Annotated in this window: 29 protein-coding genes; 9 read left to right on the top strand and 20 right to left on the bottom strand. The window is 57.0% G+C overall.

From position 1 onward, the window contains the following. Positions 1-24: 24 nt before the first annotated feature. From BM063_RS09580 to BM063_RS09570, 4 genes are all read right to left on the bottom strand, one after another. The gene (locus BM063_RS09580; protein ID WP_092038328.1) at positions 25-294 is read right to left on the bottom strand and encodes a YuiB family protein; all 270 of its coding nucleotides are present in this window, start codon (positions 292-294) and stop codon (positions 25-27) included. 204 nt (positions 295-498) lie between these two features. Further along, complete coding sequence (locus BM063_RS17645; RefSeq protein WP_177199083.1) at positions 499-645, bottom strand: YuiA family protein; 147 nt, start codon at positions 643-645, stop codon at positions 499-501. A 178-nt stretch (positions 646-823) separates the two neighbouring features. Beyond that, positions 824-1,312, bottom strand: a complete 489-nt coding sequence (locus tag BM063_RS09575; RefSeq protein ID WP_177199082.1) for an NUDIX hydrolase — start codon at positions 1,310-1,312, stop codon at positions 824-826. 162 nt (positions 1,313-1,474) lie between these two features. Beyond that, positions 1,475-2,671: an NAD(P)/FAD-dependent oxidoreductase gene (locus BM063_RS09570; protein WP_092038325.1), complete on the bottom strand. Its 1,197-nt coding sequence runs from the start codon at positions 2,669-2,671 to the stop codon at positions 1,475-1,477. Positions 2,672-2,979: 308 nt separating this feature from the next. On the opposite strand from BM063_RS09570, the gene BM063_RS09565 reads away from it, so the two are divergent. The 5 genes from BM063_RS09565 to BM063_RS17640 all read left to right on the top strand — a co-directional run bounded on the left by BM063_RS09565 (position 2,980) and on the right by BM063_RS17640 (position 5,524). Further along, a complete protein-coding gene (locus BM063_RS09565) occupies positions 2,980-3,972 on the top strand; it encodes an NAD(P)/FAD-dependent oxidoreductase (protein WP_092038323.1) in 993 nt (330 codons plus the stop codon). A 166-nt stretch (positions 3,973-4,138) separates the two neighbouring features. Further along, the gene (locus tag BM063_RS09560; protein ID WP_143085301.1) at positions 4,139-4,342 is read left to right on the top strand and encodes a hypothetical protein; all 204 of its coding nucleotides are present in this window, start codon (positions 4,139-4,141) and stop codon (positions 4,340-4,342) included. Positions 4,343-4,355: 13 nt separating this feature from the next. Further along, positions 4,356-4,667 carry a hypothetical protein gene (locus BM063_RS09555; protein WP_177199081.1) on the top strand — a complete coding sequence of 104 codons (312 nt, stop codon included), beginning with the start codon at positions 4,356-4,358 and terminating at the stop codon, positions 4,665-4,667. Positions 4,668-4,692: 25 nt separating this feature from the next. After that, the gene (locus tag BM063_RS09550) at positions 4,693-5,034 is read left to right on the top strand and encodes a hypothetical protein (RefSeq protein WP_092038319.1); all 342 of its coding nucleotides are present in this window, start codon (positions 4,693-4,695) and stop codon (positions 5,032-5,034) included. Positions 5,035-5,119: 85 nt separating this feature from the next. After that, positions 5,120-5,524, top strand: a complete 405-nt coding sequence (locus tag BM063_RS17640) for a hypothetical protein (RefSeq protein ID WP_177199080.1) — start codon at positions 5,120-5,122, stop codon at positions 5,522-5,524. Between the two features lie 433 nt (positions 5,525-5,957). On the opposite strand, the gene BM063_RS09540 is transcribed toward BM063_RS17640, so the two are convergent. Both BM063_RS09540 and BM063_RS09535 read right to left on the bottom strand, forming a co-directional pair. Beyond that, positions 5,958-6,479: a DUF4352 domain-containing protein gene (locus BM063_RS09540; RefSeq protein WP_177199079.1), complete on the bottom strand. Its 522-nt coding sequence runs from the start codon at positions 6,477-6,479 to the stop codon at positions 5,958-5,960. A gap of 588 nt (positions 6,480-7,067) precedes the next feature. After that, positions 7,068-7,493 carry a peptidase associated/transthyretin-like domain-containing protein gene (locus tag BM063_RS09535; protein ID WP_143085300.1) on the bottom strand — a complete coding sequence of 142 codons (426 nt, stop codon included), beginning with the start codon at positions 7,491-7,493 and terminating at the stop codon, positions 7,068-7,070. Between the two features lie 63 nt (positions 7,494-7,556). On the opposite strand from BM063_RS09535, the gene BM063_RS09530 reads away from it, so the two are divergent. After that, positions 7,557-8,582: a trypsin-like serine peptidase gene (locus BM063_RS09530; RefSeq protein WP_177199078.1), complete on the top strand. Its 1,026-nt coding sequence runs from the start codon at positions 7,557-7,559 to the stop codon at positions 8,580-8,582. Between the two features lie 230 nt (positions 8,583-8,812). Here BM063_RS09530 and erpA read toward each other — a convergent pair whose 3' ends face one another. Next, positions 8,813-9,169 (bottom strand): iron-sulfur cluster insertion protein ErpA, encoded by a 357-nt coding sequence (gene erpA / locus BM063_RS09525; RefSeq protein WP_092038309.1) that lies wholly within the window; start codon positions 9,167-9,169, stop codon positions 8,813-8,815. A 110-nt stretch (positions 9,170-9,279) separates the two neighbouring features. Beyond that, positions 9,280-9,522, bottom strand: coding sequence for an aspartyl-phosphate phosphatase Spo0E family protein (locus tag BM063_RS09520; protein WP_092038307.1), 243 nt, complete (start codon positions 9,520-9,522; stop codon positions 9,280-9,282). Positions 9,523-9,933: 411 nt separating this feature from the next. Here BM063_RS09520 and mqnE point away from each other — a divergent pair, with 411 nt between their 5' ends. After that, a complete protein-coding gene (mqnE, locus tag BM063_RS09515; RefSeq protein WP_092038305.1) occupies positions 9,934-11,031 on the top strand; it encodes an aminofutalosine synthase MqnE in 1,098 nt (365 codons plus the stop codon). 150 nt (positions 11,032-11,181) lie between these two features. Here the strand turns inward: mqnE and BM063_RS09510 are convergent, their stop codons facing one another. The 9 genes from BM063_RS09510 to cysK form a co-directional block, all read right to left on the bottom strand. Continuing rightward, positions 11,182-12,708: a tripartite tricarboxylate transporter permease gene (locus BM063_RS09510; RefSeq protein WP_092038303.1), complete on the bottom strand. Its 1,527-nt coding sequence runs from the start codon at positions 12,706-12,708 to the stop codon at positions 11,182-11,184. 14 nt (positions 12,709-12,722) lie between these two features. After that, on the bottom strand, positions 12,723-13,187 hold the full coding sequence (locus BM063_RS09505) for a tripartite tricarboxylate transporter TctB family protein (protein ID WP_092038301.1): 465 nt from the start codon (positions 13,185-13,187) through the stop codon (positions 12,723-12,725). Between the two features lie 28 nt (positions 13,188-13,215). Beyond that, complete coding sequence (locus tag BM063_RS09500) at positions 13,216-14,238, bottom strand: tripartite tricarboxylate transporter substrate binding protein (RefSeq protein ID WP_092038299.1); 1,023 nt, start codon at positions 14,236-14,238, stop codon at positions 13,216-13,218. A gap of 160 nt (positions 14,239-14,398) precedes the next feature. Beyond that, complete coding sequence (locus tag BM063_RS09495) at positions 14,399-15,124, bottom strand: response regulator (RefSeq protein ID WP_092038297.1); 726 nt, start codon at positions 15,122-15,124, stop codon at positions 14,399-14,401. Next, positions 15,084-16,748, bottom strand: coding sequence for an ATP-binding protein (locus tag BM063_RS09490; RefSeq protein WP_092038295.1), 1,665 nt, complete (start codon positions 16,746-16,748; stop codon positions 15,084-15,086). The genes BM063_RS09495 and BM063_RS09490 overlap by 41 nt, the downstream gene beginning before the upstream one ends. Positions 16,749-16,938: 190 nt before the next feature. Beyond that, complete coding sequence (locus BM063_RS09480; RefSeq protein WP_092038291.1) at positions 16,939-17,181, bottom strand: DUF1450 domain-containing protein; 243 nt, start codon at positions 17,179-17,181, stop codon at positions 16,939-16,941. A 255-nt stretch (positions 17,182-17,436) separates the two neighbouring features. Beyond that, complete coding sequence (locus tag BM063_RS09475; protein WP_092038289.1) at positions 17,437-17,778, bottom strand: YuzD family protein; 342 nt, start codon at positions 17,776-17,778, stop codon at positions 17,437-17,439. Positions 17,779-17,835: 57 nt separating this feature from the next. Continuing rightward, positions 17,836-18,972 carry a bifunctional cystathionine gamma-lyase/homocysteine desulfhydrase gene (locus tag BM063_RS09470; RefSeq protein ID WP_092038287.1) on the bottom strand — a complete coding sequence of 379 codons (1,137 nt, stop codon included), beginning with the start codon at positions 18,970-18,972 and terminating at the stop codon, positions 17,836-17,838. A gap of 4 nt (positions 18,973-18,976) precedes the next feature. After that, on the bottom strand, positions 18,977-19,894 hold the full coding sequence (gene cysK, locus BM063_RS09465) for a cysteine synthase A (protein WP_483878452.1): 918 nt from the start codon (positions 19,892-19,894) through the stop codon (positions 18,977-18,979). Positions 19,895-20,143: 249 nt separating this feature from the next. Here cysK and BM063_RS09460 point away from each other — a divergent pair, with 249 nt between their 5' ends. Both BM063_RS09460 and BM063_RS09450 read left to right on the top strand, forming a co-directional pair. Further along, the gene (locus BM063_RS09460; RefSeq protein WP_092038283.1) at positions 20,144-20,365 is read left to right on the top strand and encodes a NifU family protein; all 222 of its coding nucleotides are present in this window, start codon (positions 20,144-20,146) and stop codon (positions 20,363-20,365) included. 474 nt (positions 20,366-20,839) lie between these two features. Further along, on the top strand, positions 20,840-21,730 hold the full coding sequence (locus BM063_RS09450; protein ID WP_092038277.1) for a manganese catalase family protein: 891 nt from the start codon (positions 20,840-20,842) through the stop codon (positions 21,728-21,730). Between the two features lie 152 nt (positions 21,731-21,882). On the opposite strand, the gene BM063_RS09445 is transcribed toward BM063_RS09450, so the two are convergent. From BM063_RS09445 to BM063_RS09435, 3 genes are read right to left on the bottom strand one after another with little or no spacing between them, the layout of a single operon-like run. Further along, positions 21,883-22,866 (bottom strand): ABC transporter ATP-binding protein, encoded by a 984-nt coding sequence (locus BM063_RS09445; protein WP_092038274.1) that lies wholly within the window; start codon positions 22,864-22,866, stop codon positions 21,883-21,885. Next, positions 22,863-23,879 (bottom strand): ABC transporter ATP-binding protein, encoded by a 1,017-nt coding sequence (locus tag BM063_RS09440; protein WP_092038272.1) that lies wholly within the window; start codon positions 23,877-23,879, stop codon positions 22,863-22,865. The genes BM063_RS09445 and BM063_RS09440 overlap by 4 nt, the downstream gene beginning before the upstream one ends. 10 nt (positions 23,880-23,889) lie before the next feature. After that, positions 23,890-24,819: an ABC transporter permease gene (locus BM063_RS09435; protein WP_092038270.1), complete on the bottom strand. Its 930-nt coding sequence runs from the start codon at positions 24,817-24,819 to the stop codon at positions 23,890-23,892. Between the last annotated feature and the right edge of the window lie 5 nt (positions 24,820-24,824).

Below are 24,824 nucleotides of genomic sequence, written 5' to 3'. Positions count from 1 at the left end.
ATCCAACAAAAAAAGGGATACCGCTCAGAACATGCGGTATCCCTTGGCGCGCAACATCTTGATGGTCCAACCGCTCAACAGCACCCCGATCATGCCCGCGGAGAGGATGATCCAGTCCACCGGCTTCAAACCGCCCCTTTCCACGAACATGTACCCGGCCAGACCGATGATCAAAGCCGCATACAAATAGCTCGGCAACCAGGTGGTTTTCAGGATCATGTTGAGAATGAATCCGATGCCGAACAGCAGGACCAAAAAAAGCGGAATGGAAATAATCACCTGAGGAAGGCTCAACCTTTATCGCCTCCGATCAACCTTCACGATAAATCCCCCAAGGGGGATCGCTCGGTTTTGTCATCGGTTCACTTCTATTTTACCTTAGTGCATGAAAGGGATAAAATCAAGCTTTTCACCGTCTCGTCCGGCGGCAGAAGAAGCGCCGCCTCGCCCGGCAAAGACGAAACCCCCGGTGAGAGCCGGGGGCTTTTCCATCGGATCTCAATCCTCCGTTTTTTCGGCGGGCTGTTTCCCCGTTCCGCCGCAGTGGGCACAGGTTTCCGTCCCCCCCAGCAGCAGCTGGTAATAGCCGGTTCCCCCGCAATAAAGGCATTTTTGATCGGCGCGACGCAGCGTTTGGGTTTTCATCCATCTCCCCCCTCAAAAGTACAGGAAGTTTCGGAAGGTTTGGTCAATTTGTCGTATAAAAAAGGTAATTTCGTAATATAATATCAGATCTTCTTTTCAAAAGGAAGATGGCGATTTCCCCCACAATCCCCATGTAAGCGGAAACACCGGCTGTAAGCTGCATATTTTGTCCGCTCGGCTATTTTTTCGCCCTCTCTTCCCTGAAAATTTTGTAGGAACGGTAACCGAAATCCCGGCGGGGATGGAATGCCCCGGGAACCAGGGACGCCGTCGTCTCCGACAGGGCGAGCGTCCGCAACAGCTCCGTGACGGTGGGGTCCTCAAGCAGATCCTCCCGGGAAAGAAAACGCGCTTCGGACAATTCCCTCCCGTCCGGCTCCGGTTCTCCGGACAGGTATTTCATGGAAAAGAGGACGAGGTTGTCGCTCACCCCGGTCCGCAGCACTCCCGTCCGAACGGCAATGACACCGCAAACGGCCGTCTCCACTCCCGTCTCTTCCCGAATCTCCCGGACGACCGCCTCATCCAGCGTTTCCCCCGGCGCGACGAATCCCCCGGGCATCGTCCACAAACCCTTTGTGGCGCCATATCGCTTTTTCACTGCCAACACGGAGTCACCCCGGCGCACCAGTCCCCCCACCCCCAGCCAAACCCCGGACCGCGTCACGGTCTCACTCCTTTCCAGGAAAACCCGAGGTGCCCCAAGGCCCTCCGGCCCGGAAGAAACCGCCTCCCCGGTCTTCACCTTTGGAATCGGCCTCTCCCGCCCCAATGCGGGAAACCCTTTCCCGTCGGGGAAAGGGTTGGCACCGGGACTTTTTGCGAAGCATCAGATGAAGCCTTTTCTTAACACCAGCGGAACGCCGCCAAGGGTGTACAGCCAGCGCAGATCATTGGCCCATTTCAGGAAGGATGCCGTGGAACCGAACACTTTCCGCTTTCCGATGATCCCGATGGCGTTGTGCCGGCCCAGGGAAGCCAGGGTTCCCTTCAGATCAAAGCGGAAGGGCTGCATCTTTCCGCCGCGGATGAGGGCGATCAGGTTCTTGGCCACCTTGCTCCCCTGCTGGCTGGCGATCTGGGCGGTCGGGGGATAGGGACGTCCTTCGTCATTGAACACCAGGGAGCAGTCTCCGACGACAAACACGTCCTCATAGCCGGGAGCCCGCAGGTATTCGTCCACCTTGACCCGTCCCCTCATCGTTTCAAATCCGGCTTCCTCGATCAGGTGATTGCCCCGGACGCCGCCCGTCCACACCACCGTGGCGGCCTTGATCTCTTCGCCCCCCTTCAGGATGACGCCGTCCTCGTCGCATTGCTCGATCGGCGTGTTGATCCGGAACTCCACACCCTGCTTCTCCAGGTATTCGACGGCATACTGGACCAGTTCCGGGTCAAAGCCGGGGAGCACCGTGGGCGCGGCCTCGATGCTGATCAAGCGCACCTTCTCCCGCGGAATGTCGAATTCCCTGCACAGTCTGGGCATCCGATCCACCAGTTCCCCGACAAACTCCACGCCGGTGAAACCGGCTCCGCCGACGACGATCGTGATGTATTCATCCCGCTGTTCCTCGTTGCGGTACTTGGCGAACATGTATTCAATGTGTTCGCGAATCATCCGCACGCTGTCGATGTTGCGGATGAAGAAGGCGTTCTCCTTCAGGCCCCGGATGCCGAAAGTCTCGGGCGCGCTTCCCAGCCCGATCACCAAGTAGTCGTAGGTGAGCGGCTCCTCGCGGTTGACCAGATCCACCGCCCGTTCCTTCGGACGGATTTCCTTCACCTTGTCCTGGATAAAGGTGATTTTGCGGGGATCGATCACATCCTCGATCAAAACGCGGGCGGCTTCGTGATGCCGGGTTCCGGCGGCCGGCTCGTGCAATTTGGTGGTGAGGTAATGGTAGGGGTGCTGATTGACCAGAATCACTTCCGCTTCGTTATATTGCAATTGTTTCTGCAGCCCGATGACGGTCATCATTCCGCTGTAACCGGCGCCCAGAACCACAATTTTCGGTTTTTTGCCCATCCTTATCACTTCCAATGCCTTGTACTTTATGAGAGAATTATCACATAAGCCCATGGAGAATAGCCCGGGATTCTCCTATCCATACAATATCATATGATAAAACCTTCACGAACTTTTGGCAAGCGTTTTATTTCATTTTATCCATTGCCCCCAACCCTTCCCATTCAACCGCACCGGCGGCATGGAAAGTTTTGCTAACTCCTTTTTCGGAAGGGGGAGGGTCGTTCGCCTGATTTTTTCCCCGCGGTGTTATAATGAGGAAGGGTGTTTCCGGATAAGGTATTGAAGCGACTTGGAGGTGTAAGGAGATGAGCAAAAATCCCATTATCGACATCACCATCATCGGCGGTGGCCCGACGGGTTTGTTCGCCGCCTTTTACGCGGGAATGCGCCAGATGTCCGTCAAAGTGATCGAGAGCATGCCCCAGCTTGGCGGCCAACTTTCCGCCCTCTACCCTGAAAAATACATTTACGATGTGGCGGGATTCCCCAAGGTGCGCGCCCAGGAACTGATAGACAACCTCATTGAACAGGCCAAAACGGCCGATCCCATTTATTGTCTCAACGAAAAAGTGTTGAAGGTGGAAAAGCGCTCCGACGGCATCTTCGAGCTCACCACCACCAAACAGGTCCACCTTTCCCGGGCGGTCATCATCACGGCGGGATGCGGCGCCTTTGAACCGCGCAAACTGAACTTGCCCGAGGCGGAACGCTTTGAAGGAAAAGGACTTTATTATTTTGTCAACGACATGCAGCAGTTTGCCGGGAAAAAAGTGCTGATCGCCGGTGGCGGCGATTCCGCCGTCGATTGGGCCCTGATGCTGGAACCGATTGCCGAAAGCGTCACCCTGATTCACCGCCGGGACCGTTTCCGCGCCCACGAACACAGCGTAGAACAGATGATGAAATCCAGCGTCCGGGTCATCACTCCCAGGGAAATCCAATCCCTCCACGGGGAGGAAAAAATCGAAAAAGTGGTCATCGTAAACAAACAATCCGGCGAAACGGAAGAAGTGGAAGCGGATGCAGTGATCGTCAGCTTCGGTTTCGTCTCCTCCCTGGGCCCGATCCAAAACTGGGGCTTGAACATTGAAAAAGGGGCCATCCTGGTCAATTCGAAAATGGAAACCAACATTCCCGGCATTTACGCCGCCGGTGACATCGCCCATTACCCCGGAAAAGTGAAACTGATCGCCGCCGGCTTCGGCGAAGCTCCCACCGCCGTCAACAACGCCAAGCAGTACATCGATCCCGAAGCGCGGCTTCAGCCCGGCCACAGTTCCAGCATGAATCTGGCGTAAGCCCGGGATGGCGCAGGCAGTGACGGGGCCGCTTTGATCTTTTGTAACGGAAAATGCTGTCGAAAAATCCCTCGCGCACGGCGCAGAGGGATTTTTTTGCATGAAAGAACGGGTCCGGGAAGAAGCTAAGGAGGAAAGAGCCCACCGAGGGAAGGAGCAAGGAGCCATGCGCACCAGAAGAAAATGGACGGCCGTTTTGTATTACGGAGCTCTCATCGCCCTCACCCTGTTCATCCCGATCGCCATCATCGCCGGCGCCCGGGCCCGGGGAGTCGACATCCAATACGGTTGGTTTGCGGGGATTCTGGCCTTTCTCATCCTGCTTTCCTACCTGATCTTTCCGTCCATCCTCGGCCGCCGGGATGAATGAGGAGGAGTAAACGATGGGATGGAATTGTCCCGTCTGCAACGGACTGACCCCGCTTAACCGCCGATGCCCTCGCTGCGGCAGCGCGATGGAAGACCACGGGCGCATCTCGGACCTGTGGGCCGATTACAGCCCTTACCGGCCCATCGACGACATGAAGCGAACCGACGGATTATCCGACCTCCATTCCCATCAGTGCCCCCACACCCTCTGGTGTCCGCACTGCGGATGGTCCGAGCTGCACATGGTTTCCGAGATTCCCTCGGGCAAATCGGTCCATCCCGGCGGGGGAACGCCCGTGTTCGCCCCGGAAAACCGTCCGTCATAAACGCCGGAAAGGAGCCATCGATCCCATGGAGAAAAAGACCTACTACGTCACCATCCACTCGGGAGGCATGATCGGCGAGATCAAGGAACACGTTGATCTGAACGATTCCTATTACGATTTCGAAATCATGGCGACCCCGGAGGAGATCCGGCGGCTCAAATCCCTTTTTGAAGAAGCGCACAACGAGGATGTTCAATCCTTTGTGGATGCCCACATTCCCCTGGTTTCCCACGACGAGTTCGGAAACAGCGAAGCCTTCGATCAAAAACTGAAGCGCATTTACCAAACGATCTACGAATTGGGGACGCCGGAAACCAAACAGAAAATGGAACAAACCGGGGTGGTCTCCTTCATGAAGGAAACTTGAGCGGAAGGCCGGCGCCTGCACTCCTCTTCCCGGCCCGCCCACGAAAAGGGTGGAGAATCCCGCCCAAAGGCGGGATCTCGCCCGAGTGACCCGCCGCCTCCGATTCCCAAGCCGGGAGTATGCCAAGTCTCTCCCGTCAATTCCGTCGCGGCGGGGAGAGATTTTTCCGGCTCGAACCCAACCTGGCCGGAAAGCACTTGTCTCGGTTTTTTACCGCTCCACCGGTGAATTCGCTTTCGGCGGGAAATCTTCCGAAGCTGCGCTTAGAGGAAGGAGGACAAAAAAAACCAATCCCACCGCGCAAAAAATACGTGAAAAACAGGACTTCGCCGACGCTTCAATTCCACCGCAACTTCACTTCGATGAAGCAATGTTTTTAGCAACCACAAATCCGATACTCCCCGGCAATAACGCCACCCCCGCCGCGCCGGAGCGCCCGATCTTCAGCACACGCAGTCGCTTCCCTTTATCCGATACCGGCTTTCCCTGACGCACCTCCTCCATCTCCCCGCCGACAATGTTCTCCCCCGTCAAGGGGCTTATGCTTTTATCTGTTCAGTACCACCTACGATTTGTTGAACGATGAATTCAAGTTCCTGCCTCCGTTCCCGATACACTTCGGCACGCTCCGGGGCCGAGCTTGCTTTTCCATTTCCACACGCCGCAAACAGGCAATGCGCCGGCGAAGATCATCCAACAATCGCCATTGATCAGGCATCGTCGCTCCTGCACGCCCCGTTACGCATCTTTCCTGAACAGCCCTCCATACGCCCGCCTCTCGCGAATGCCCTTCCCCGAACAAAGCTTGCATGCCGCCTTTCACTCAGAAATTCCGACCCTTAGGTGTATGCCGGGCAGGCAACCCTCTGGCCCGCATCCCTCTTTTCGGGGATAACAGACAAAGGGGGCGCGCAGCCCCCGGTTTATTTTTTGATGTCTTTGCTCTTTATTTCCCAAATCGCTTGTCCCGTTGTAAACGGATTATCGAAAATAAATTCGTATTTATCGGATTTCATTACGTCAAAGGCTACTTCGCCTTTCATTTTGCGTCCGGCTCCAAGCTCACCGTCCAGTTTTCCTTTTTCATTTCCGGTGATGGCAACGTCTTGGCTTTGACCCTCCGCGTCTACGAGGTTCATTTGCAACAGCGACGAAACCGTTTGCGGCTTGTCCGTCGTGTTTTCGATCTCCAACTGAATCAACACAAATTTGTCATTCTGAGGCTTTATAAACTGATCGCCTTTGTACTCGCGCACCCCCGTCAGTTTCACTTTCAGTCCGTCAAACTTCACCGCCTCGCCGATCTTCAGTGTTTCCTGTTTCTTTTCCGCCTTTTCCTGCTTGGAATCGTCACCTTCCACCTTTTGAATATCCGATTCACCACACCCCGCGATCAACCCCGCAATCAGACCCAACATCAGTACAGACATAAAAAACTTTTTCATCATTGCTATCCGCGAGATTGCATCATCGAGGGATGGACTGTCAATTGTAACCAGTACATTTGTCTTGAAAAATTTTTGTCAAATGAATTACATCTCCGGCTCTTCAACATATTGGTTTGGGCCGTTTCCGCATATGTTGTTCGGGTCTTTGCTCGTCGCCATGCCGCTCATCTTGTATGCAGCGTCCCGTATTTGAATCGATATCCGTCCTTGCGGCGTGTTTGCCTTGGTCCTTAGATCAAAATGTTATTTTCCTCACGTCGGACAGCCGTATTGAAAACAGATGCATGACAATCCTTTGACGAGTCCAATCTCGGCACAAATCCTGTATGATTTTGTCAAGGTATCAGACTGACACGAAGCGAACCTTTCCACGCCCTGCCTCAAGCGCTGTCCGTCGCGTGACCGTTCGTTTTTTGCGGCATGAAAAACCCGCCTCCTTCTCGTCAGGAGACGGGCAGGCTGATCCGCCACATCGCCATAAAAATTTGTCACCCGACAAACATCCCCTAGCCCTTGACGACCCAACACTTCTTCGGCTTCCCCGCATCCGTCACCGCGCGGAAGGATGGATGTGTGCGTTTTTGATCACTTATCATCCTCTCCCTGTTTGCCAGCGGAATCCTTTCCTTTGACGCCGTGATCACCGCCTTCCACCGTGATTTCCACCGTAACCGGCCGTTCGGGAACTTGAAGGGATTTTTCAACGGTTTTCCCGGCAAAAACTTTGATCACATACTGTTCATTTGTGACAAGTTCAAACGTCACTTGTCCCTTTTTATCCGTAAATGGAAGGATCGGATGGTGTTGGACGGAATTGTCCGGATCCCGGGATTGCGGCTCGAAGCCAACCCCGATCCCCGGCAGGGGCTTTCCGTCTTGGTTCTGAACCTTTACCACCACAGTGGTGGTTTTCAGCGGTTGCGTCCCCGATGCTCCACAACCCGTCGTGAGCATGAAGACTAAAAGAACAGTCAAACAGCGCAGAATAATATCCCTCCTCCTTTTCTCCATTTGTAATAATGTTCAAAATAGATTATAATATTTTTGGGAAATATCAATATGGGAGGGATTATTTTGAAAAGGATTCTCTTGGTGTTTTTGGGATTGCTGCTTGCAGTAACCCTGCTGTCATGGGATTTCCATGGCGCTCAAGCGAATGCCTCCTCCCATGCAAAAGGCGTAAAAAGATATGAAAAAATTGAACTGCCGAAGGTAAAAACATCTGAATCTAATTTATTGAAAAATAAGAATAGGATAAAAGAAAAACCGGTCCGAAAGGAACTATCCGCCCAGCAGATCGAAAAATTGAAGGAACTTGGTCCCTATGCGATGGTAAGTTCACATGGGAAAATCATAGATCAGAGCAAATATGTCAAAAAAGGAAAGCTGCTTATGCAACGGGCGAAAGAACATTATTTGTCCAAATCCCGGATCCAGGCAGAGGATAATCGAATCAGGATCGACGCAACGACATCTCCCCCCTATAATGCGATTGCTTCTCTCGAGTTTCTAGACAAGGACGAAAATGTATACTCATGCACGGGATATTATATCGACAGAAATACGGTCGTGACGGCTGCCCATTGTGTGTTCGACACCTGGAACGACGAATGGCTCCCCGAACTTGTCTGGGTCGCTCCCGGAAGAAAAGGAAACGAACTTCCCTATGATTGGACGTACGGCATCGAGTTAAACATTGTCAGCGGATGGGTCAATGTGGTGCCGCCCAAAGAAGGTTATCTTTCGTACGATCAGGTTCAATACGATTTTGCCGTGATTCAAGTGGCGGATTCCCATTCAAAATGGATGGATCTTTACCCCTTCGGTTATGGTGAAGGAGATACTGTAAACGCAACGGGATTTCCGGGGGACAAAGAATACGGTTACATGTATAACAGTACCGGAAAAATCACAAATTGGGATACATCATACAACGTAATCACTCACAGTTGTTATGTTTGGCATGGAACGAGCGGAGGTCCAATCTGGTCACAATCCGGCAATAGAGCGATTGGTATCGTCTCCACCACTAGTTGGTCACCCCTTATCCATTCAAGTGTCTACAACTTAATATATGAATGGGCAAACGAAAACGGATAATGCGATCTGGTTCCTTTCCCGCAGGGGGGCGAAGGCCCCCCTGCGCCGTGACCGTTCTGATCGGCGAATAACCCGGCATTTCCGTTCCCTTCAAGTCCGAATCGGGGCGCCAGCAAACGAGCCTTCCTCCGCCCTCTGACAAAAAAACCGCCTCCCTTCAGCCGGAGACGGTCTGTCGATCATGTGTCACCCGTGACGAAACACGTTCACCCTTCACATCCCTCGGCAGCTCAACACTCCTCCGGTTTCCCCGCATCCGTCGCCGTGCGGAAGGATTGACCGCAGCCGCAGGTGGCGACGGCATTGGGATTGTGGAGGGTGAACCCTCCGCCCATGACCGATTCCTTGTAGTCGATTTCCAAACCCCGGAGGTACGGGATGCTCTGGGCATCGACCAGGATCTTGATGCCGTGTTGCTCCAACACCGTGTCATCGTCTTGTTTCTGGTCGTCAAATCCCATGCCATAGGTGAAACCGGTGCAACCGCCATGGGTTACACCCACCCTGAGATAGAGGGATTCCGGATTGTCTTCCTCAGCCATCATCTCTTTGATTTTGAGACTGGCCTGCTCGGTCAAACTGATCAATTCCTGTCCCTCCTTTATGAGAAACGGCCGGCGAACCGGAATCGTCCCTGTGTATATTTTAAGTATACCGGAGAACGCCGCAGGGAAACAACCGGCCAAGGGCGGCCCCTTTATCCGCAACCTTCCGACGTTTCCCTCAAATAATAGCTGTAGCGGCGAATGCGATAAAACCGGTCCCTTCCGCGACGGGGCACCTCCATCAACGCCTTCCTTTCCCACAGCATCTGATTATGAAGCCGATCCAGTCTCTTGCTCAACCGGTGAACTTCCGGATGATCCAGTCCCAGCCGGGTGGCTGCCTCTTCCATTTTCCTTCGGACAGCCTCAAATTCCCGCTCCAACCTCTTGCCCACAAGGGGCCCCCCTTTCGTGGATGACGTCCCTGAGGGATGAAGGGAAAATGATTAAGAAATATTTTTTTATATTATTTTACACATTGCAAAGGGGAAAAGAAAGCTTTTTCCAATAAAAATGGATTTTTCCGGATTTCCCTCCCCTCGCTTCGGGGGTGAAAAGGACAACCGGTTGTGGTAAACTGAAATTGTCACCTTTTTCTTTCGAGCAGCGAAAAACCTGTTTGTTTCGGTCAATTCCATAAAATGCATCAAACGCAAGCCCGCCGGCCCCAGACGACGGAGTCGCCTGCCCCCTGCTTTCGCGGACAGGCGGCCGCGTCTATTTTATTGCCAACCTTTTCCGCGGTTTCGCCGTGTCTTGTTGCAAGTGCACCGTTTTCCCTTTTACCCTGAAAGGAGGAATTTTCCATGTCCATCAGTGCCGCCCCCCGCCAGGATCTGGCTCCCATCATCGAAAAGGTAAGCGCCGGCGAAAGGCTCACGCTGGAAGACGGCCTTACCCTCTACAATTCACCCGATCTTTTGACGATCGCGCAGCTGGCCAACCAGGTGAACCTGTCCAAAAACGGGGAAAAGGTTTATTTCATTCAAAATATGTACATCAACCCCACGAACGTGTGCGAGGCACGCTGCGCCTTCTGCGGTTTCCGCCGCGACCCGGGTGAAGAAGGGGCTTATACCATGTCGCCGGAAGAGGTGCTGGAATACGTCGGGGAGCGCTTTACGGAAAACATCCGCGAGTTTCACATCGTCGGCGGCCACAACCACACGGTGCCCTTTGACTACTATCTGAACATCATCTCCATCCTGAAAAAACATTATCCCCAAGTGACGATCAAAGCGTATACCGCGGCGGAAATCGAATTCTTTTCCCGTCTCACCGGCCGTTCGATGGAAGAGGTGCTGAAGGAGCTCATCGATGCCGGGGTGGATACGCTGCCCGGCGGCGGAGCGGAAATTTTGACCGAACGCTACCGCGCCAAGATGAGCCCGGACAAGGCGAGCACCGACCAATGGCTGGAATGCCACCGCATCGCCCATTCCCTGGGGATGAAAACCCACGTCACCATGCTTTACGGCTCCATCGAAACCCTGGAGGAACGGCTGATCCACATGATCCGCGTCCGGGAATTGCAGGACGAGACGGGCGGCTTCCTGTGCTTCATCCCCCTGGCCGTTCAGCCGCGGAAAAAGAGCGCTTCGATCAAGAGGCGCACGTCGGCCATGGACGATCTCAAAACGATCGCCATCAGCCGCCTGATGCTGGACAATTTCCCGCACATCAAATCCTATTGGATCAACATCGGCACCCAGCTCACCCAACTCTCCATGCATTTCGGAGCTTCGGACATCCACGGCACCCTGGTGGAAGAGCGCATCAGCCACTCCGCCGGCGCCCTGACCCAAACCGCCCTCACCCGGGACGAGCTGGTCTGGCTGATCAAAGGAGCCAACCGGATTCCCGTGGAGCGGGACACCTTCTACAATGAAATCCGGGTGTATTGAGAGGCCCCTCCCAAAACGAAAAAGCCGGGCATTGCCCGAAAGAGCGCGCCCGGCAGTCCGGCGTTCCGCGCTCATCTCCAAAGATCCGGAAATGTTCAGTTCTCCGGCCCGCCCTTTTTTCCCCGGCAAACCGAGCCGGGGATTTTCATTTCAGGCCTCCTCTTCCGAAAGGATCCCCTTTCTGCGCCACTTGAGAACCAGCGGGAGAATCATCCACAGGAGCGCGAGGAGGAGAAAGGTCAGGGAAATGGGTTTTTCCAGGAAGATCATGAAGTCGCCGTTGGAGGCGGTCAAGGCCCTCCGCATGTTGTTTTCGATCATCGGTCCCAACACCAGCCCCAACACCAGCGGCGCCAAGGGATACTCATGCCGGGCCAGGACCATCCCGATCACCCCGAAGGCGACCAGCAGGATCAGATCGAAGGTGTTGATCTGGACGGCGTAGACGCCGAACACCGAGATGGCGATGATGATGGGGAGCAGATATCGCCGGGGAGTGACGATGATCTTGGCAAACACCTTGACCAGGGGCAGGTTCAGGATGAGAAGCATCACATTGCCCACGAACATGCTGGCGATCAATCCCCAGGCCACCATCGGATGTTCATCGAACAAAAGCGGCCCCGGCTGGACGTTGTACATGATGAAAGCCCCCAACAGGATCGCCGTCGTCCCGGACCCGGGAATCCCCAGGGTGAGGAGCGGAATCAACGCCCCGCCGGACGCGGCGTTGTTGGCCGACTCCGGACCGGCCACTCCTTCAATCGCACCCTTGCCGAATCGTTCCGGGTGCTTGCTCCACTTCTTCTCCAGAATGTACGAAAAGAAAGAGGCCATTGTGGCGCCCGCACCGGGCAGGACTCCGACGAAAAAGCCGAGGAGGGAACCGCGAAGGATGGCGGGAGCGCTTCGTTTCAGGTCGTCGCGTCCGGGAAGCACCCTCCCCACCCGAGGGATGCCGCCCGGTCCATCCTCCCTTACCAGAAGGGTTTTAAAAACTTCGCCCAGGGCGAACAAGCCCACGGCGACGGTGAGAAACTCCAGACCCTGGTACAGGACCGGCATATCGAAGGTGAAACGGGCCACTCCGGATACGTTGTCCACTCCGATCGTCCCCAAAAGCAGGCCGAAAACGGTCATGATCAACGCCTTGGTCATGGATTTTCCCGCCAGGCCGCTGACGGCGCACAGCCCCAAAACCATCAGGGAAAAATATTCCGCCGGCCCGAAGCGGAGCGCCAAATCGGACAGGGGCTCCGACAGGAACACCAGCCCTATCAGCGCGATCAACCCGGCGACGAAGGAACCGATCGCCGCGATGGCCAGAGCGGAACCCGCCTTTCCCTGCCGGGCCATCTGGTAACCGTCCAGGGTGGTGACCACGGAGGAGGATTCGCCGGGGGTGTTCAGGAGAATGGAGGTGGTCGACCCGCCGTACATCGCTCCGTAGTAAATCCCGGCCAGCAGGATGATGGCGCTGGTGGCCGCGTGTTCCGGCGGCATTCCGCCGGTCATCGTCGCCGTGATGGGAATCAAGAGGGCCACTCCGCTCATGGGGCCGATCCCCGGCAGCACGCCGACGGCCGTGCCGATCAGCACCCCGACAAAAGCGAACAGCAGATTGTGCCACTGAAAGGCGACGAGAAACCCCTTCATCAAATATTCCAAAGACTCCATCCTTCAGCCTCCCTTCATCCCGCAATCCAGACGGGCCATCCCGGCAGCGTTCCCTTCATGACGACGGCGTACAGAAAGTAAACTCCTCCGGAAAAGGCGGCGGCCACCAGAGCGGAGCGCATCCTGCCGCCCCGCTCGATCAACTGAAACCCGACAAACAGGAACAAAAAGGTGGAAAGCACGTACCCGAGAGGTTCCAACAGCAGAGCGTAAAGGAGGGCGGCGGCCAGCATCCCTCCGAAACGGCGCCAATCCAAATTCCCCCTGTTCCCCGATTTCTCTTTTTCGGGATAACGGAAGGTTTCGAAAAAGAGGCGAAGGCTCAGCAGAATCAGAATCGCGCCCAGCCCCATCGGAAAAATGTCCGGTCCGACCTGGGAGCCGTAAGCGGTGGAAGACAGGTTGCGGGCCCCCAGGATGAAGGCGGCGCCGACGGCGGCGAAAATCAGGCTGGCGGACCGGTCGAAGATGCGATGCATCGCGTTTCCCTCCCTTCGTTTCCGTCCCTCATTTGGCCATGCCCATCGATTCCAGGAGCTCCCGAATCTGCTGTTCCTGCTCCTCCAGGAAGGCGGCAAAGTCCCGGCTGTTACGGTACTCGCTTTCCCAATTGTTTTTTTCCAGTTCCTTTTGCCACTCTTCCGACTCCTGAAGCGCCTTCAGTTTCTCATCCCAGAACCGCTTCACCTCGTCGGGCATTTGCTTGGGGCCGAAAACGCCGCGCCAGATGGTGAATTCGGCGTCGATCCCCTCTTCTTTCAGCGTGGGGACGTCCTTCAAGATGCCTCCCATCCGCTTGGGGGAAGTGACGGCCAATACCCTCACTTTGCCCGCCTTCACGTACTCTCCGACGGCGGAGGCATCGGTGGCGATGGCGTCGGCATTTCCGCCCAGCAACGCCGCGATGGCTTCGCCGCCTCCGTCATAGGAGACGTATTTCAGTTTTTTCGGATCGATCCCCGATTTGTAAGCGGGCAGAACGGCGATCAGATGGTCCATGGAGCCGGGAGCGGAGCCTCCCGCCAGCGTGACGCGCTTCGGATCCTTTTTCAAATCGTCGACGAGGGACCGAATGTCCCGGTATTTGGAACTCTTTTGCACCACGATGGCACCGTAGTCCCGGGTCAACTGGGCCAGCGGCGTCGTGTCCCTGAAACCGTAGGGACTGTTGCCTTCCTTTTTCAGGTTGTTGATCAAAAGGGGCGGGGAGTTGACAAACAGCTTGTAGGGATTGTTCTTGTCCGCGGTCGCGTATTCCGCCAAAAAGACCGCCCCGCCGCCCCCGGGTCTGTTTTCCACGGTGATCGGTTGCTCCACCAGCTTGGTTTCGGTCAGCACCTTGGCGAGGGAGCGGGCGGTCAGATCCCAGCCTCCTCCGGCGCCGGAGGGGGCCACCACCGTGATCGGCTTCTCCGGATATCCGGAGCCCCCGCTTTTTTCGGCGAAGGGATCCCTTCCCGCGCCGCAGGCGGCGAGGATCAGGGCGAGAATGCCCGACAGCAGAGCCGAACCGAAGATTTTTCTTCTCATTTTCATCCCTCCTTGTTGAAAACGCTTTCCCCAAAGGGAAATTCCGATCCGCCACCAGAATAACCTTCCCAGGCCCTTTGTTCACCCTTTTGGTCATAAAAAGAATAGGTTTCATTTCGGGAATTTCGTTCATTTTGTTCAACCCGCTTTGTCTTTGGAATCACTTCGGCACCCCTTTTCCAGCGGACTTCAGGACATACCGCCGCTCCGGCCTTCCCACCGATCCGTAGGAAACGTCGGCGACGGCCTCCCCGACGGAAACGAGATATTCCAGGTAGCGGCGGGCGGTGGAGCGGCTGGCTCCGATCGCCTGGCCCGTCTCTTCCGCCGTCATACCCGGCGGAGGAGAAGCGCGGAGGACGGACACCACTTTTTCCAGGGTGAGGGGATCGATCCCCTTGGGGACCTCCCGGACCCCCGCCCATCGGGAAGCGGTGTCCGCCGTTCCCGGATTCCACAACCGGTCGATTTCCTGCTGGGTCATGGTTCCGGAGGCTTTCAGCCTTTCCAACCGCCGCCGGTAGTTTTGAAGGGTCTTCAGAAATCGCTCCATCTGGATCGGCTTGACGATGAAATCGACAACCCCTCCCCGGATCGCCTCCTGAACGATTTCCGTCTCCCCGGCGGCCGTGATCATGATGATGTCCGTATCCTTTCCCTCCCCCCGGATGCGGCGGACCAGCTCCGTTCCCCGCATGTCGGGAAGGTAAATGTCCAACAGCACCAAACGGGGCTCCACCACTTCCAGCCAGGTGACGGCTTCCTCCCCCGTCCGGGCGATGCCGACTACAGAGAACCCTTCCTCTTTCTCCGTGAATCGCCGGTTGATTTCGGCGATGCGGGGGTCATCCTCGACAATCAACACTTCGATCGGCTTGTCCGTCATTCCGATTTCCCTCCCTTTCCCGACACGGCTCTTCCAAGTTTTTGGGCAGGCTGACGGAAAAGAGGGCTCCGCCCAGCTCGCCCCGTTCAATGGCGAGATATCCTCCCATTTCTTCCGCCAGCTCTTTCGCCTTCGCCAGACCGAATCCCCGGTTGTCCCCCGGTTTCGTCGAAAACCCCTTTTCAAAAATGCGGGGAATCAGCCCGGCAGGCACCCCCGGACCCGAATCTTCCACCTCCAACAGGATTTCGCCTCCGGTATCTCCCAGATAAAGCTTCACTTTCCTTTTTCCCTCCGGACGGTTTTCCACCGCTTCAAAGGCATTGGTGATCAGATTGCCCAGGATGCTGACCAGGTATTGCCGCGGAAGATGGTCCGGAAGCCGCATAAGCCGGCTGTCGGGATCGATCACAAACTCCACCTTCAGCTCCCGGGCCCGGCTGTAAAACCCGAGAAGAATCCCGCCCAACCAGGGATCGGGAATCCGTTTGACCACCAGCCGGATCAGGTCCCGTCCCACCTCCGTCTCCCGGTGGATCAGATCCAGGGCTTCCCGGTGGGATCCGAGCTGGATCAGACCCGATATGGTATACAGAATGTTTTTAAACTCATGGGTTTGCGCCCGGAGCACTTCCGCGTAGCGGGAAACCTGGGACAATTGCCGGTTCAGCTCATCCATCTCCGACCTAAGACGAAAGCTGGCCACCACGCCCGTCACTTTTCCGCCTTTATCCCGGATCGGATAGCGGTTGATGAGCAGTTCCTTTCCCCGGATGGTCATCACCCGGTTGAGATGCGTCTCCCCGGTGCGGAGCACCTCGGGCATCCGGGTTTGCGGCAGAATCTCCCGGATGGGGCGCCCCCGCACCTCGTCCGAGGGCAGGGACAACATGTCGCAGGCCGCCTGGTTGATCAGCCGCACCCTCTCTTCCCGGTCCATCACGATGATCCCCTCCCGGACGGCCTGGAGCACCGCGTTCCTTTCCTTGTACAATGCAGAGATTTCATCCGGTTCCAGACCGAGGGTGTCCCGCTTGATCTTCCGGGCGAGCAGAACCGCCCCCGCCACTCCCAAGCCCAACGCCGGAAACAGAAACATCATCATCCGCTTCAGATAGCCCCAGGTGATCTTTTCGATGTCCTCGATCATAAAGCCCACCGACACGATCCCGATCACGCGTCCCTCGTCATCCAAGACGGGCGTCTTTCCCCTGAGAGACGGCCCGAGACTGCCCACCGCCCGTGAGACGAAGGACTTTCCCTCCAGGAGGACCGGTCCGTTGTCCCCGCCGACCATCTCCTTTCCGATCCGTTCCGGAACCGGATGTGAATACCTCACCCCGTGCTCGTTTCCCACCACCACGAACTCCGCACCGGAGTTGATGCGCGCCCGTTCGGCGATGGGCTGGATATGGCGCCAGGGTTCCTCCCGGGAGAAGGCCTCCCTCAGTTCGGGATCCGCCGCGACGGTCTTCGCCAAACTGAGGGCACGTTTCCCGATTTGTTCCTCCACGGCGTCCACCAGAATCCCGTAAAACAAAAAACCCATCATTCCGACCACCGACGTCAAAAGCGCCGTCATCCAGAGGATCAACCGGGTTTGAAGGCGTACTTTCCTCTTCATCGGACCCCTCCTTTCAGCAAACATTTTTTAAAGGACCCAAAAGGGGATTTCTTTCCTAATTCCTTTATACAAAAAAAGCCCGGAAGGGGCGGAAGGGATGCAAAGGCCGATGCAAACATTTTCCGATCGGCCCTCACATTTCCCTGAAGCGCCCCTTTCCGGGCCCTGCCGGCCTCCGCGGCCGCCGGCCTCAAAAGCCGAACTCCTCCATCTCCTCGATCGCCCTGCGGATGTTTTCCAAAAGTTCCTCCGCCGTCTCTCCCGTCACCACCTCACCGTTGACCAGAGCATAGGGGCCTTCGGCGCAGGTCATGCAGTGGCCGAGGCATCCGTACTCCACCACGTCCAGTTCCGGATCCTTTTCCAATTCCTCCTTTATTTTCTCCACGTCCGGCGTGAGGTTGTTCACGCAAAACTCGATGATCGGCCGCATATCGTCCACTCCATCCGTCGCGCATCCAAAAGGGGTTCGGATCTTCGCAAATCAATCTGCTGATGGGAAAGCTCCTCCCCACGGAGAAACACAAGTGCCGCGAAGGAGAAAAAGCGCTCCCCATCCGCATTTTTTACCACGTCCCTTTCCGTCAAACACCGAAGGACCCTCAGAGAAAAACAGAAGCAAGTCTCTGAAAGACTTGCCGCTACCATCCTTGGGAGGGAACCATCCCGGCCTCACGGGAAAACCGGATTACTCCGGCGGTCCCGGAAGGGATTCCAGCCTTTCCGCCCCCATTTGTTCCAGTTTCTTTCTGATCGCTTTGAGGCTCGGATTCCCTTCCCCCACCACTTCTCCGTCGATCACCACCACCGGGTACCAGAGTTCCTCCTCGATCACCCGGCGGGAAAATTCCGCGTCCCGCTCACCCTCCGGGCCGTGGATGTCCACATAGCGCACGCGGACCTGATCGCCGTAACTTCTGCCCAGCGCCGCTTCCAACCAGGAAGCCGTTTCCCGCGAGGAGGGGAGGTTGTGGCAACCGGCGCAGATCGTCTCTGCCCCGTATACGGTCACTTCAATCGGCTTTTTCAACCCGATCCCTCCTTTCGCACCGCACAGGCCGCATCGCCCGGCGGAGACGGGCACCCTTCAGTCGGCCAGCGCCCGCTCCAGATCCTCCAGCAAATCTTCGACATCCTCCACGCCGACGGAAAGGCGGATCAGCCCGTCGGTGATTCCCAGCTCCGCCCGGCGCTTCGCGGGTATCGACGCATGGGTCATCCGGGCGGGAACGGAAATCAAGCTTTCGACGGCGCCCAGACTCTCCGCCAGGGTGAAATAACGGACCCGGCTCAGGATCCGCTCCGCCCGCTCTCCGCTTCCCACATCGAAGGAGATCATGCCCCCGTATCCCCGCGCCTGCCGGGAGGCCGTATCATGTCCGGGATGATCCGGGAGCCCGGGATAATAGACGGCTCCCACATCGGACCGCTCCCTGAGCCATTCCGCGATCCGGCGGGCGTTGGACTCATGTTGGCGCATGCGCAACCCCAGGGTCTTGATGCCCCGGATCAAAAGCCAGGCATCGCTTGGGCCCAGCACGCCGCCGATGGAATTTTGCAGAAAATGAAGCCGCTCGCCCAGCTCCTCATCCTTGACGACCACCAGGCCGGCCACGACATCGCTGTGTCCTCCCAAATACTTGGTGGCGCTGTGGACGACGATGTCCGCCCCCAGATCCAGCGGATTCTGCCAATAGGGAGTGAGAAACGTGTTGTCCACGATCAGCAGCAGATCGCGTTCCCGGCAGATATCGGCGATCTTTCGGATATCGGTCACCTTGAGCAGGGGGTTGCTGGGGGTTTCCATCAACACCGCCCGGGTGGTTTCCCGGATCGCCCCCCGCACCTGATCGGGGTCGCTGGTATCCACGTGGGTGATGTCCATCCCCATCCGGGAAAAAACATGGCTTAGCACGCGATAGGTTCCGCCGTACACATCGTCCCCCACGATCAGATGGTCCCCCCTGCTGAACAGGGAGAGGACCGTGGAGATGGCGGCCATCCCGGAGGCAAAAGCGAGTCCCCTCTTTCCGTTTTCCAGATCGGCAATCAATTGCTCCAGGGCGGCCCGGGTGGGATTGCCGGTGCGGGAATACTCATATCCCCGGTGCCGGCCGATTCCCTCCTGCTTGTAGGTGGAAACCTGGTAAATGGGAACGCTGACGGCTCCGGTGTGCGGATCGCCGAACACGCCCCCGTGGATGCATTTGGTGTCCAAGCGCAACGCTTCACACGCCCCCTCTGTAAATTTGCTTGCTCAGATATCGCTCGCTGCCGTCGGGAAAGATGACCGCGATCCGCGTTCCCGGTTTCGCCCTCCACGCCTCCCTGAGCGCCGCATAGAAGGCCGCTCCCGACGAGCTGCCCACCAAAAGTCCCTCCCGGCGGGCCAATTCCTTGACTTGGCGGAAAGCCTCCTCGTCAGGCACCGTGTAGATTTCGTCAAAATAGGAAGTGTCCACAAAATCGGGAATGAATTCCATGCCGATCCCTTCGGTCTTGTGCGGCCCCGGCTCTCCGCCGCCGAGGATCGAACCTTCCGGCTCCACCACGACGGTGCGGACCTCGGGATTTTTTTCTTTCAAGTAGCGGGATACCCCCATGAAGGTGCCGCCCGAACCGGCCCCGGCCACCAACACATCCACCCGCCCCTCCATCTGCTCCCAAATCTCGGGACCCGTCGTCCGATAGTGGGCTTCCGGATTGGCGGGATTCTGAAACTGCTGGGGGCAGTAGCTTCCCGGAATCTCCCGCTCCAGTCGGCGGGCCTCCTCAATCGCTCCCTTCATCCCCAACTCCGTCGGGGTGTTGATCACCTCGGCCCCCAGGGCCCGCATCAGTTCCTGCTTCTCTTCGGAAAACTTTTCGGGAACGACGAAGATCACCCGATATCCTGTTCCGACGGCGGCCAGCGCCAGACCGATGCCGGTGTTGCCGGCCGTCGGCTCGATAATCGTTCCTCCGGGTTTCAGCTTGCCGGACTTTTCCGCTTCCCGGATAAAGGCCAACCCGATGCGATCCTTGACGCTTCCGCCCGGGTTGAAATATTCCAGCTTGGCAAAGAGGGAAACGCCCTCCGGCAAGGCAAACCGCTTGATCCGAATCATCGGCGTCCAGCCGATCAATTCCTTCACATCGTCAACAATCCGTTTCACCATCCACAACCTCCCCCCCCATCTTATCATGTTTTGCAAAGGGAAAAAACGAAATCCCGTTGCCAGCGCCCCCCGATTGCCAACAGGCCCCATTTCCGGTAAGATAGATACTGAATACCCGTTGGAAAATCGCCGTTTCCTCCGGATCGGATTCCGGTTCGATGCCGGAAGATCGAGGGAAACGATTCGCGCCTGCGCCTTCCTTGAAAGATCCGACGCTTGAAGAAAGGAGTCTGTGCGATGAAAGAACAGGTTCAAGAAGTATTGGATAAATTGCGTCCCTTCATCCAGCGCGACGGAGGGGATGTGGAACTGGTCGACGTGGTGGACGGGATCGTCAAGCTCCGCCTGCTCGGTGCCTGCGGCAGCTGCCCCAGCTCCACCATCACGTTGAAGGCCGGAATTGAACGGGCCCTGATGGAAGAAGTGCCGGGCGTCAAAGAAGTGGAACAGGTCCTCTGAGAAAAAAGCGGAAGTATATCGCCCTTCCTTTATTCTTCGACCGCCGCCGAAAGGTTGCGGTATTTTTTTGCGAAAAACCGATCGCATCCGCTGTACGGATTGCTCCACGCTCCACACATGTCCGAGGGGGCTGTGCCCCACCCGGCGAAAGGCCCTCGCGGCACCACCCCCGGCATCCGGAAAGGGTGTCTCACCGGAACCCGGACGGGAAATCGCGCCGATTTTCCGCCCGGTTTTTTTTGCTTTTTTCCGACCCTTTCGGACAAATTCTGAATCCGGCTCTCGGGACATATCATTCCTTTTAGACGACAATATCGGAGGTGATCGGGCGGAAAGGCTGACCGCGGAGCGATCCTTCATCTCCAGCCCGCGGCAAAAGTACCGACACAGGCCCTTGATCCCCTCCGCCCAGCCCCTTGAGGGGGGTATGGCGGACCCACGCGGGAAGGGGAAAATCTTCGAAGGAGGGAAAACATGTTTAAAAGGGTCAACCGATTGCTTATCGAATTGCCGGTTCCCGAGCACGGAGACGCCAATGCGGCGGCGGCGGTGCAGAACCTGCTCGGGGGAAAATTCGGCGAAATGTCCACCCTGAACAACTATATGTTTCAATCCTTCAATTTCCGCTGCAAAAAGAAATTGAAGCCCTTTTACGATCTGGTGGCCAGCATCACCGCCGAGGAATTCGGCCACGTGGAACTGGTCAGCACCACCATCAACCTGTTGTCCAGGGGCCTCACCCATCCGGGAGATCCGGACAGCGCGCCCCTCCGCAGGGGACTGAAGGCCCACAACCTGCAATATTTCATCGCCACGGCACAAACATCCTATCCGATGGACTCCATGGGCAACCCTTGGAACGGAACCTTTGTTCACAGCAGCGGCAATCTGATCGAGGATATGCTTCACAATTTCTTCCTGGAAATCGGGGCGCGCACCCAAAAGATGCGGGTGTACGAAATGACCGATCATCCCACCGCCCGGGAAATGATCGGCTATCTCCTGGTGCGCGGCGGCACGCACATTCTCGCCTACGCCAAGGCCCTCGAAATCCTGACCGGGGTGTATCTCCCGGGCATGCTTCCCGTCCCCAGCCTGGACAATTCCAAATTCGACTACGCCCGAAAATACATGGAGCAGGGGCTGCACAACGTCCTTTTCACCTGGAGCAGCAAAGACTACCGGGATATTGACAAGATCTGGAAAGGAAAAAACCCGGAAACGGGGGAACGCCTCTGCGTGGTCGTCGGCAGACCGGAGGGCGCTCCCGTGCCGGATTTGGAAGCCTTGCCGGAGGAGTTCGCGCCGGGGCTGACAAAGGACCATTACATGCAGGTGCTGAAGCGGTTGAAGGCATCGATGTAAAGAGAGACTTTACGTCCGAGACAGAAAAACGCCACAAAATGGCGATCTTTTTTTTAAGAACCTTCCTCCCTGGCCGGAAAGACCATTTCATCCGTTTTCCCGCTCTTCCCTTCAAAAAAAAAGCGCCTTCCCCAAAGGGGAAGACGCCTCCGTCATTTCCCTGCCTCTTCCTGGTACAGGTGGCAAGCCACCCAGTGCTGGGGACGCACTTCCTGCCAGGCGGGAACCGCCTCCGCGCAAATGTCCATCGCCTTGGGGCAACGGGTGCGGAACCGGCAACCGCTCGGAGGATTGATCGGGCTGGGAACATCCCCCTTCAGAATGATGCGCTCCCGACGCTTCTCCTTGTTGGGGTCGGGAATGGGCACCGCCGACAGGAGCGCTTCGGTATACGGATGAAGGGGATGTTCGTACAGCTCCTGACTGTCGGCCAATTCCACCAGCTGTCCGAGGTACATCACCCCGACGCGGTCGCTGATGTATTTCACCATCGACAGGTCGTGGGCGATGAACAGGTAGGTGAGCCCCTTTTCCCGCTGCAGGCGCTTCATCAGGTTGACCACCTGTGCCTGGATCGACACGTCCAGGGCGGAAATCGGCTCGTCGGCGATGATGAAGTCGGGATTGACGGCCAACGCCCGAGCGATGCCGATCCGCTGCCGCTGCCCGCCGCTGAATTCGTGGGGGAACCGATCGATGTGCTCTTCACCGAGCCCCACGGTTTTGAGCAGTTCCAGGACGCGCTCCCGGCGCTCTTTGTTGTTCTTGACCAGTCCGTGAATATCCAGCCCCTCGGCGACGATATCGCCCACCGTCATCCGGGGATTGAGGGAAGCGTAGGGATCCTGGAAAATCATCTGCATTTCCCGGTTGAACTTCTTCAATTCCTGACCCTTCAGCTGATGGACGTTTTTGTTCTTGAAAATCACGCTTCCCGAAGTGGCCTCATACAGGCGGATCAGCGTCCGGCCGATCGTCGACTTGCCGCATCCCGATTCGCCGACCAACCCCAGGGTCTCCCCCTTGTATACATCGAAGGTGACGTCATCCACCGCCTTGATCACCTGATTCCGGCCGACATGAAAATACTTTTTCAGATTTTTCACTTCCAGAATTTTTTCCGCAACTTCCGTCATCTTGCTATGCCTCCTCCCACAGCTTCATTCACCGGCGGTGCCATCGGATGCTCAAGCCAACAGGAAAGCTGGTGCGTTTCCGATCGCACGGTCACATCCGGCATCCATTCGCTGCAAATTTTCATCGCATATTGGCAACGCTCCACAAAGGGACATCCCCTCGGGGGAGAGAGCAGATCGGGCGGATTTCCGGGAATGGACTCCAGTTTTTTTTTCTTCGGACGATCCAGCCGCGGCATCGAGGACAACAGCCCCCGGGTATACGGATGGCGGCAGCGCTTGAACACATCCTCCACGCCACCCGATTCAACCACTTTGCCCCCGTACATGACGATCACCCGGTCGGCCACCTCGGCCACCACTCCCAAATCGTGAGTGATCAGGATCATGGACATGCCCCTTTGCTCCTTCAGGGTTTTGAGCAAGTCCAGGATCTGGGCCTGCACCGTCACATCGAGGGCGGTGGTCGGTTCATCCGCAATCAGCACCTTGGGAGAGGCCGCCAGTGCCATGGCGATCATCACCCTTTGGCGCATCCCCCCGCTGAACTGATGGGGATAATGCCTGAGCCGCCCGGAAGGATTCGGAATCTCCACGGAACGGAGCAAATGGACGGCGTGCCGGAGGGCCTTCTCCTTGCTCATCTTCCGGTGCTTCACCAGCACCTCGCTGATCTGCCGGCCGATGGTCATCGTCGGATTGAGCGCGGTCATGGGATCCTGAAAGACGTAGCCGATTTCGGCACCGCGGATTTTGTCCAATTCCCTTTCCCGCAGGCGGGTGAGCTCCCGCCCCCGGTAGCGGATCGAACCTTTTTTGATCCGGCCGGGGGGCTGCGGGATCAGACCCAAAAGGCTTTGAACGGTGACGGTTTTTCCGGAACCGGACTCACCGACGATCGCCAGCGTTTCTCCCTCATAAAGGTCAAAGCTGACGCCGCGGACCGCCTGAACTTCGCCCTCGTGGGTGTCAAAGGACACGTGGAGATCACGAACTTCCAGAATGGGATTCATGCCGCTCCTCCTAACGCCGCAGTTTGGGATCCAAGGCATCCCTCAGTCCGTCTCCCAACAGGTTGAAGCTGAGAATCAGCAGGCTCAGCACCAGACAAGGGTAAAGGATTTGGTGCGGGAAGAAACGGATCAATTGGTAGGAATCGTAGAGCAACAACCCGAGACTGGGTTCGGGAGGAGCCATCCCCAACCCGATGAAACTGAGCACCGCCTCCAGAAAGATCGCCGACGGGATCGTCAAGGTGACCGTCACGATGATCGCACCGGCGGCGTTGGGAAGCAGATGCCTGGTGAGCATCCGAAGGTGACCCGCCCCCAGGGTCCGGGCGGCCAAAACAAACTCCCGGGATTTCAGCTGCAGCATTTGTCCCCGGACGACCCTCGCCATCGGAACCCATCCGGTCAAGGCGATGGCGACGGCGATGGTGACGATTCCCGGCTCAAACCACATCATCAACAGAATGAGGACGATCAAGCTGGGAATGCTGTACATCACCTCGAGGATCCGCTGCATCACCAAATCGATCCTTCCGCCGAAGTAACCGGAGATGCCTCCGAAGGAAACTCCCACCACCAGATCGATCAGCGCCGCCAAAAGGCCGATCTTAAGGGATATGCCGGCCCCGTGCCAGGTGCGGGTCCACAAATCCCGCCCGAATTGGTCTGTCCCGAAAAAGTGCGTCCCGTCGGGAGGGCGGTTTTGCGCCTCCAGTTTCTGTTCATAAGGGTCGTGGGGGCTGAGCGCCGGAGCGACAAAGGTCATCCCGACGATCACCAGGAGGAGAAAAAATCCGATCAGGGCTCCCTTGTTTCTCACAAAACGGCGAAGGGCGTCCCGCCAAAAACCGGCCCGCCTCCGCCTGGAGACCGCACGGCCGGGAACCGTCCGCGCCAGCGGAAGCGGCTCGAAAAGGTCCGGTGTGATCTTGGCCGGTCCCATCTGCG

Origin of the sequence: Planifilum fulgidum, assembly GCF_900113175.1 — a bacterium.
GTDB classification, from domain to species: domain Bacteria; phylum Bacillota; class Bacilli; order Thermoactinomycetales; family DSM-44946; genus Planifilum; species Planifilum fulgidum.
Note: the sequence above shows the minus strand (reverse complement) of the source record. Positions and strands in the feature narration are given on the sequence as shown.

Coding starts and splice junctions, on each gene's coding strand:
- BM063_RS17645 (WP_177199083.1), bottom strand. CDS start 645: ATGAAAACCCAAACGCTGCGTCGCGCCGATCAAAAATGCCTTTATTGC.
- BM063_RS09570 (WP_092038325.1), bottom strand. CDS start 2,671: ATGGGCAAAAAACCGAAAATTGTGGTTCTGGGCGCCGGTTACAGCGGA.
- BM063_RS09565 (WP_092038323.1), top strand. CDS start 2,980: ATGAGCAAAAATCCCATTATCGACATCACCATCATCGGCGGTGGCCCG.
- BM063_RS09560 (WP_143085301.1), top strand. CDS start 4,139: ATGCGCACCAGAAGAAAATGGACGGCCGTTTTGTATTACGGAGCTCTC.
- BM063_RS09555 (WP_177199081.1), top strand. CDS start 4,356: ATGGGATGGAATTGTCCCGTCTGCAACGGACTGACCCCGCTTAACCGC.
- BM063_RS09550 (WP_092038319.1), top strand. CDS start 4,693: ATGGAGAAAAAGACCTACTACGTCACCATCCACTCGGGAGGCATGATC.
- BM063_RS09540 (WP_177199079.1), bottom strand. CDS start 6,479: ATGAAAAAGTTTTTTATGTCTGTACTGATGTTGGGTCTGATTGCGGGG.
- BM063_RS09535 (WP_143085300.1), bottom strand. CDS start 7,493: ATGGAGAAAAGGAGGAGGGATATTATTCTGCGCTGTTTGACTGTTCTT.
- mqnE (WP_092038305.1), top strand. CDS start 9,934: ATGTCCATCAGTGCCGCCCCCCGCCAGGATCTGGCTCCCATCATCGAA.
- BM063_RS09510 (WP_092038303.1), bottom strand. CDS start 12,708: ATGGAGTCTTTGGAATATTTGATGAAGGGGTTTCTCGTCGCCTTTCAG.
- BM063_RS09505 (WP_092038301.1), bottom strand. CDS start 13,187: ATGCATCGCATCTTCGACCGGTCCGCCAGCCTGATTTTCGCCGCCGTC.
- BM063_RS09500 (WP_092038299.1), bottom strand. CDS start 14,238: ATGAGAAGAAAAATCTTCGGTTCGGCTCTGCTGTCGGGCATTCTCGCC.
- BM063_RS09495 (WP_092038297.1), bottom strand. CDS start 15,124: ATGACGGACAAGCCGATCGAAGTGTTGATTGTCGAGGATGACCCCCGC.
- BM063_RS09490 (WP_092038295.1), bottom strand. CDS start 16,748: ATGAAGAGGAAAGTACGCCTTCAAACCCGGTTGATCCTCTGGATGACG.
- BM063_RS09480 (WP_092038291.1), bottom strand. CDS start 17,181: ATGCGGCCGATCATCGAGTTTTGCGTGAACAACCTCACGCCGGACGTG.
- BM063_RS09460 (WP_092038283.1), top strand. CDS start 20,144: ATGAAAGAACAGGTTCAAGAAGTATTGGATAAATTGCGTCCCTTCATC.
- BM063_RS09450 (WP_092038277.1), top strand. CDS start 20,840: ATGTTTAAAAGGGTCAACCGATTGCTTATCGAATTGCCGGTTCCCGAG.
- BM063_RS09445 (WP_092038274.1), bottom strand. CDS start 22,866: ATGACGGAAGTTGCGGAAAAAATTCTGGAAGTGAAAAATCTGAAAAAG.
- BM063_RS09440 (WP_092038272.1), bottom strand. CDS start 23,879: ATGAATCCCATTCTGGAAGTTCGTGATCTCCACGTGTCCTTTGACACC.
- BM063_RS09435 (WP_092038270.1), bottom strand. CDS start 24,819: ATGGGACCGGCCAAGATCACACCGGACCTTTTCGAGCCGCTTCCGCTG.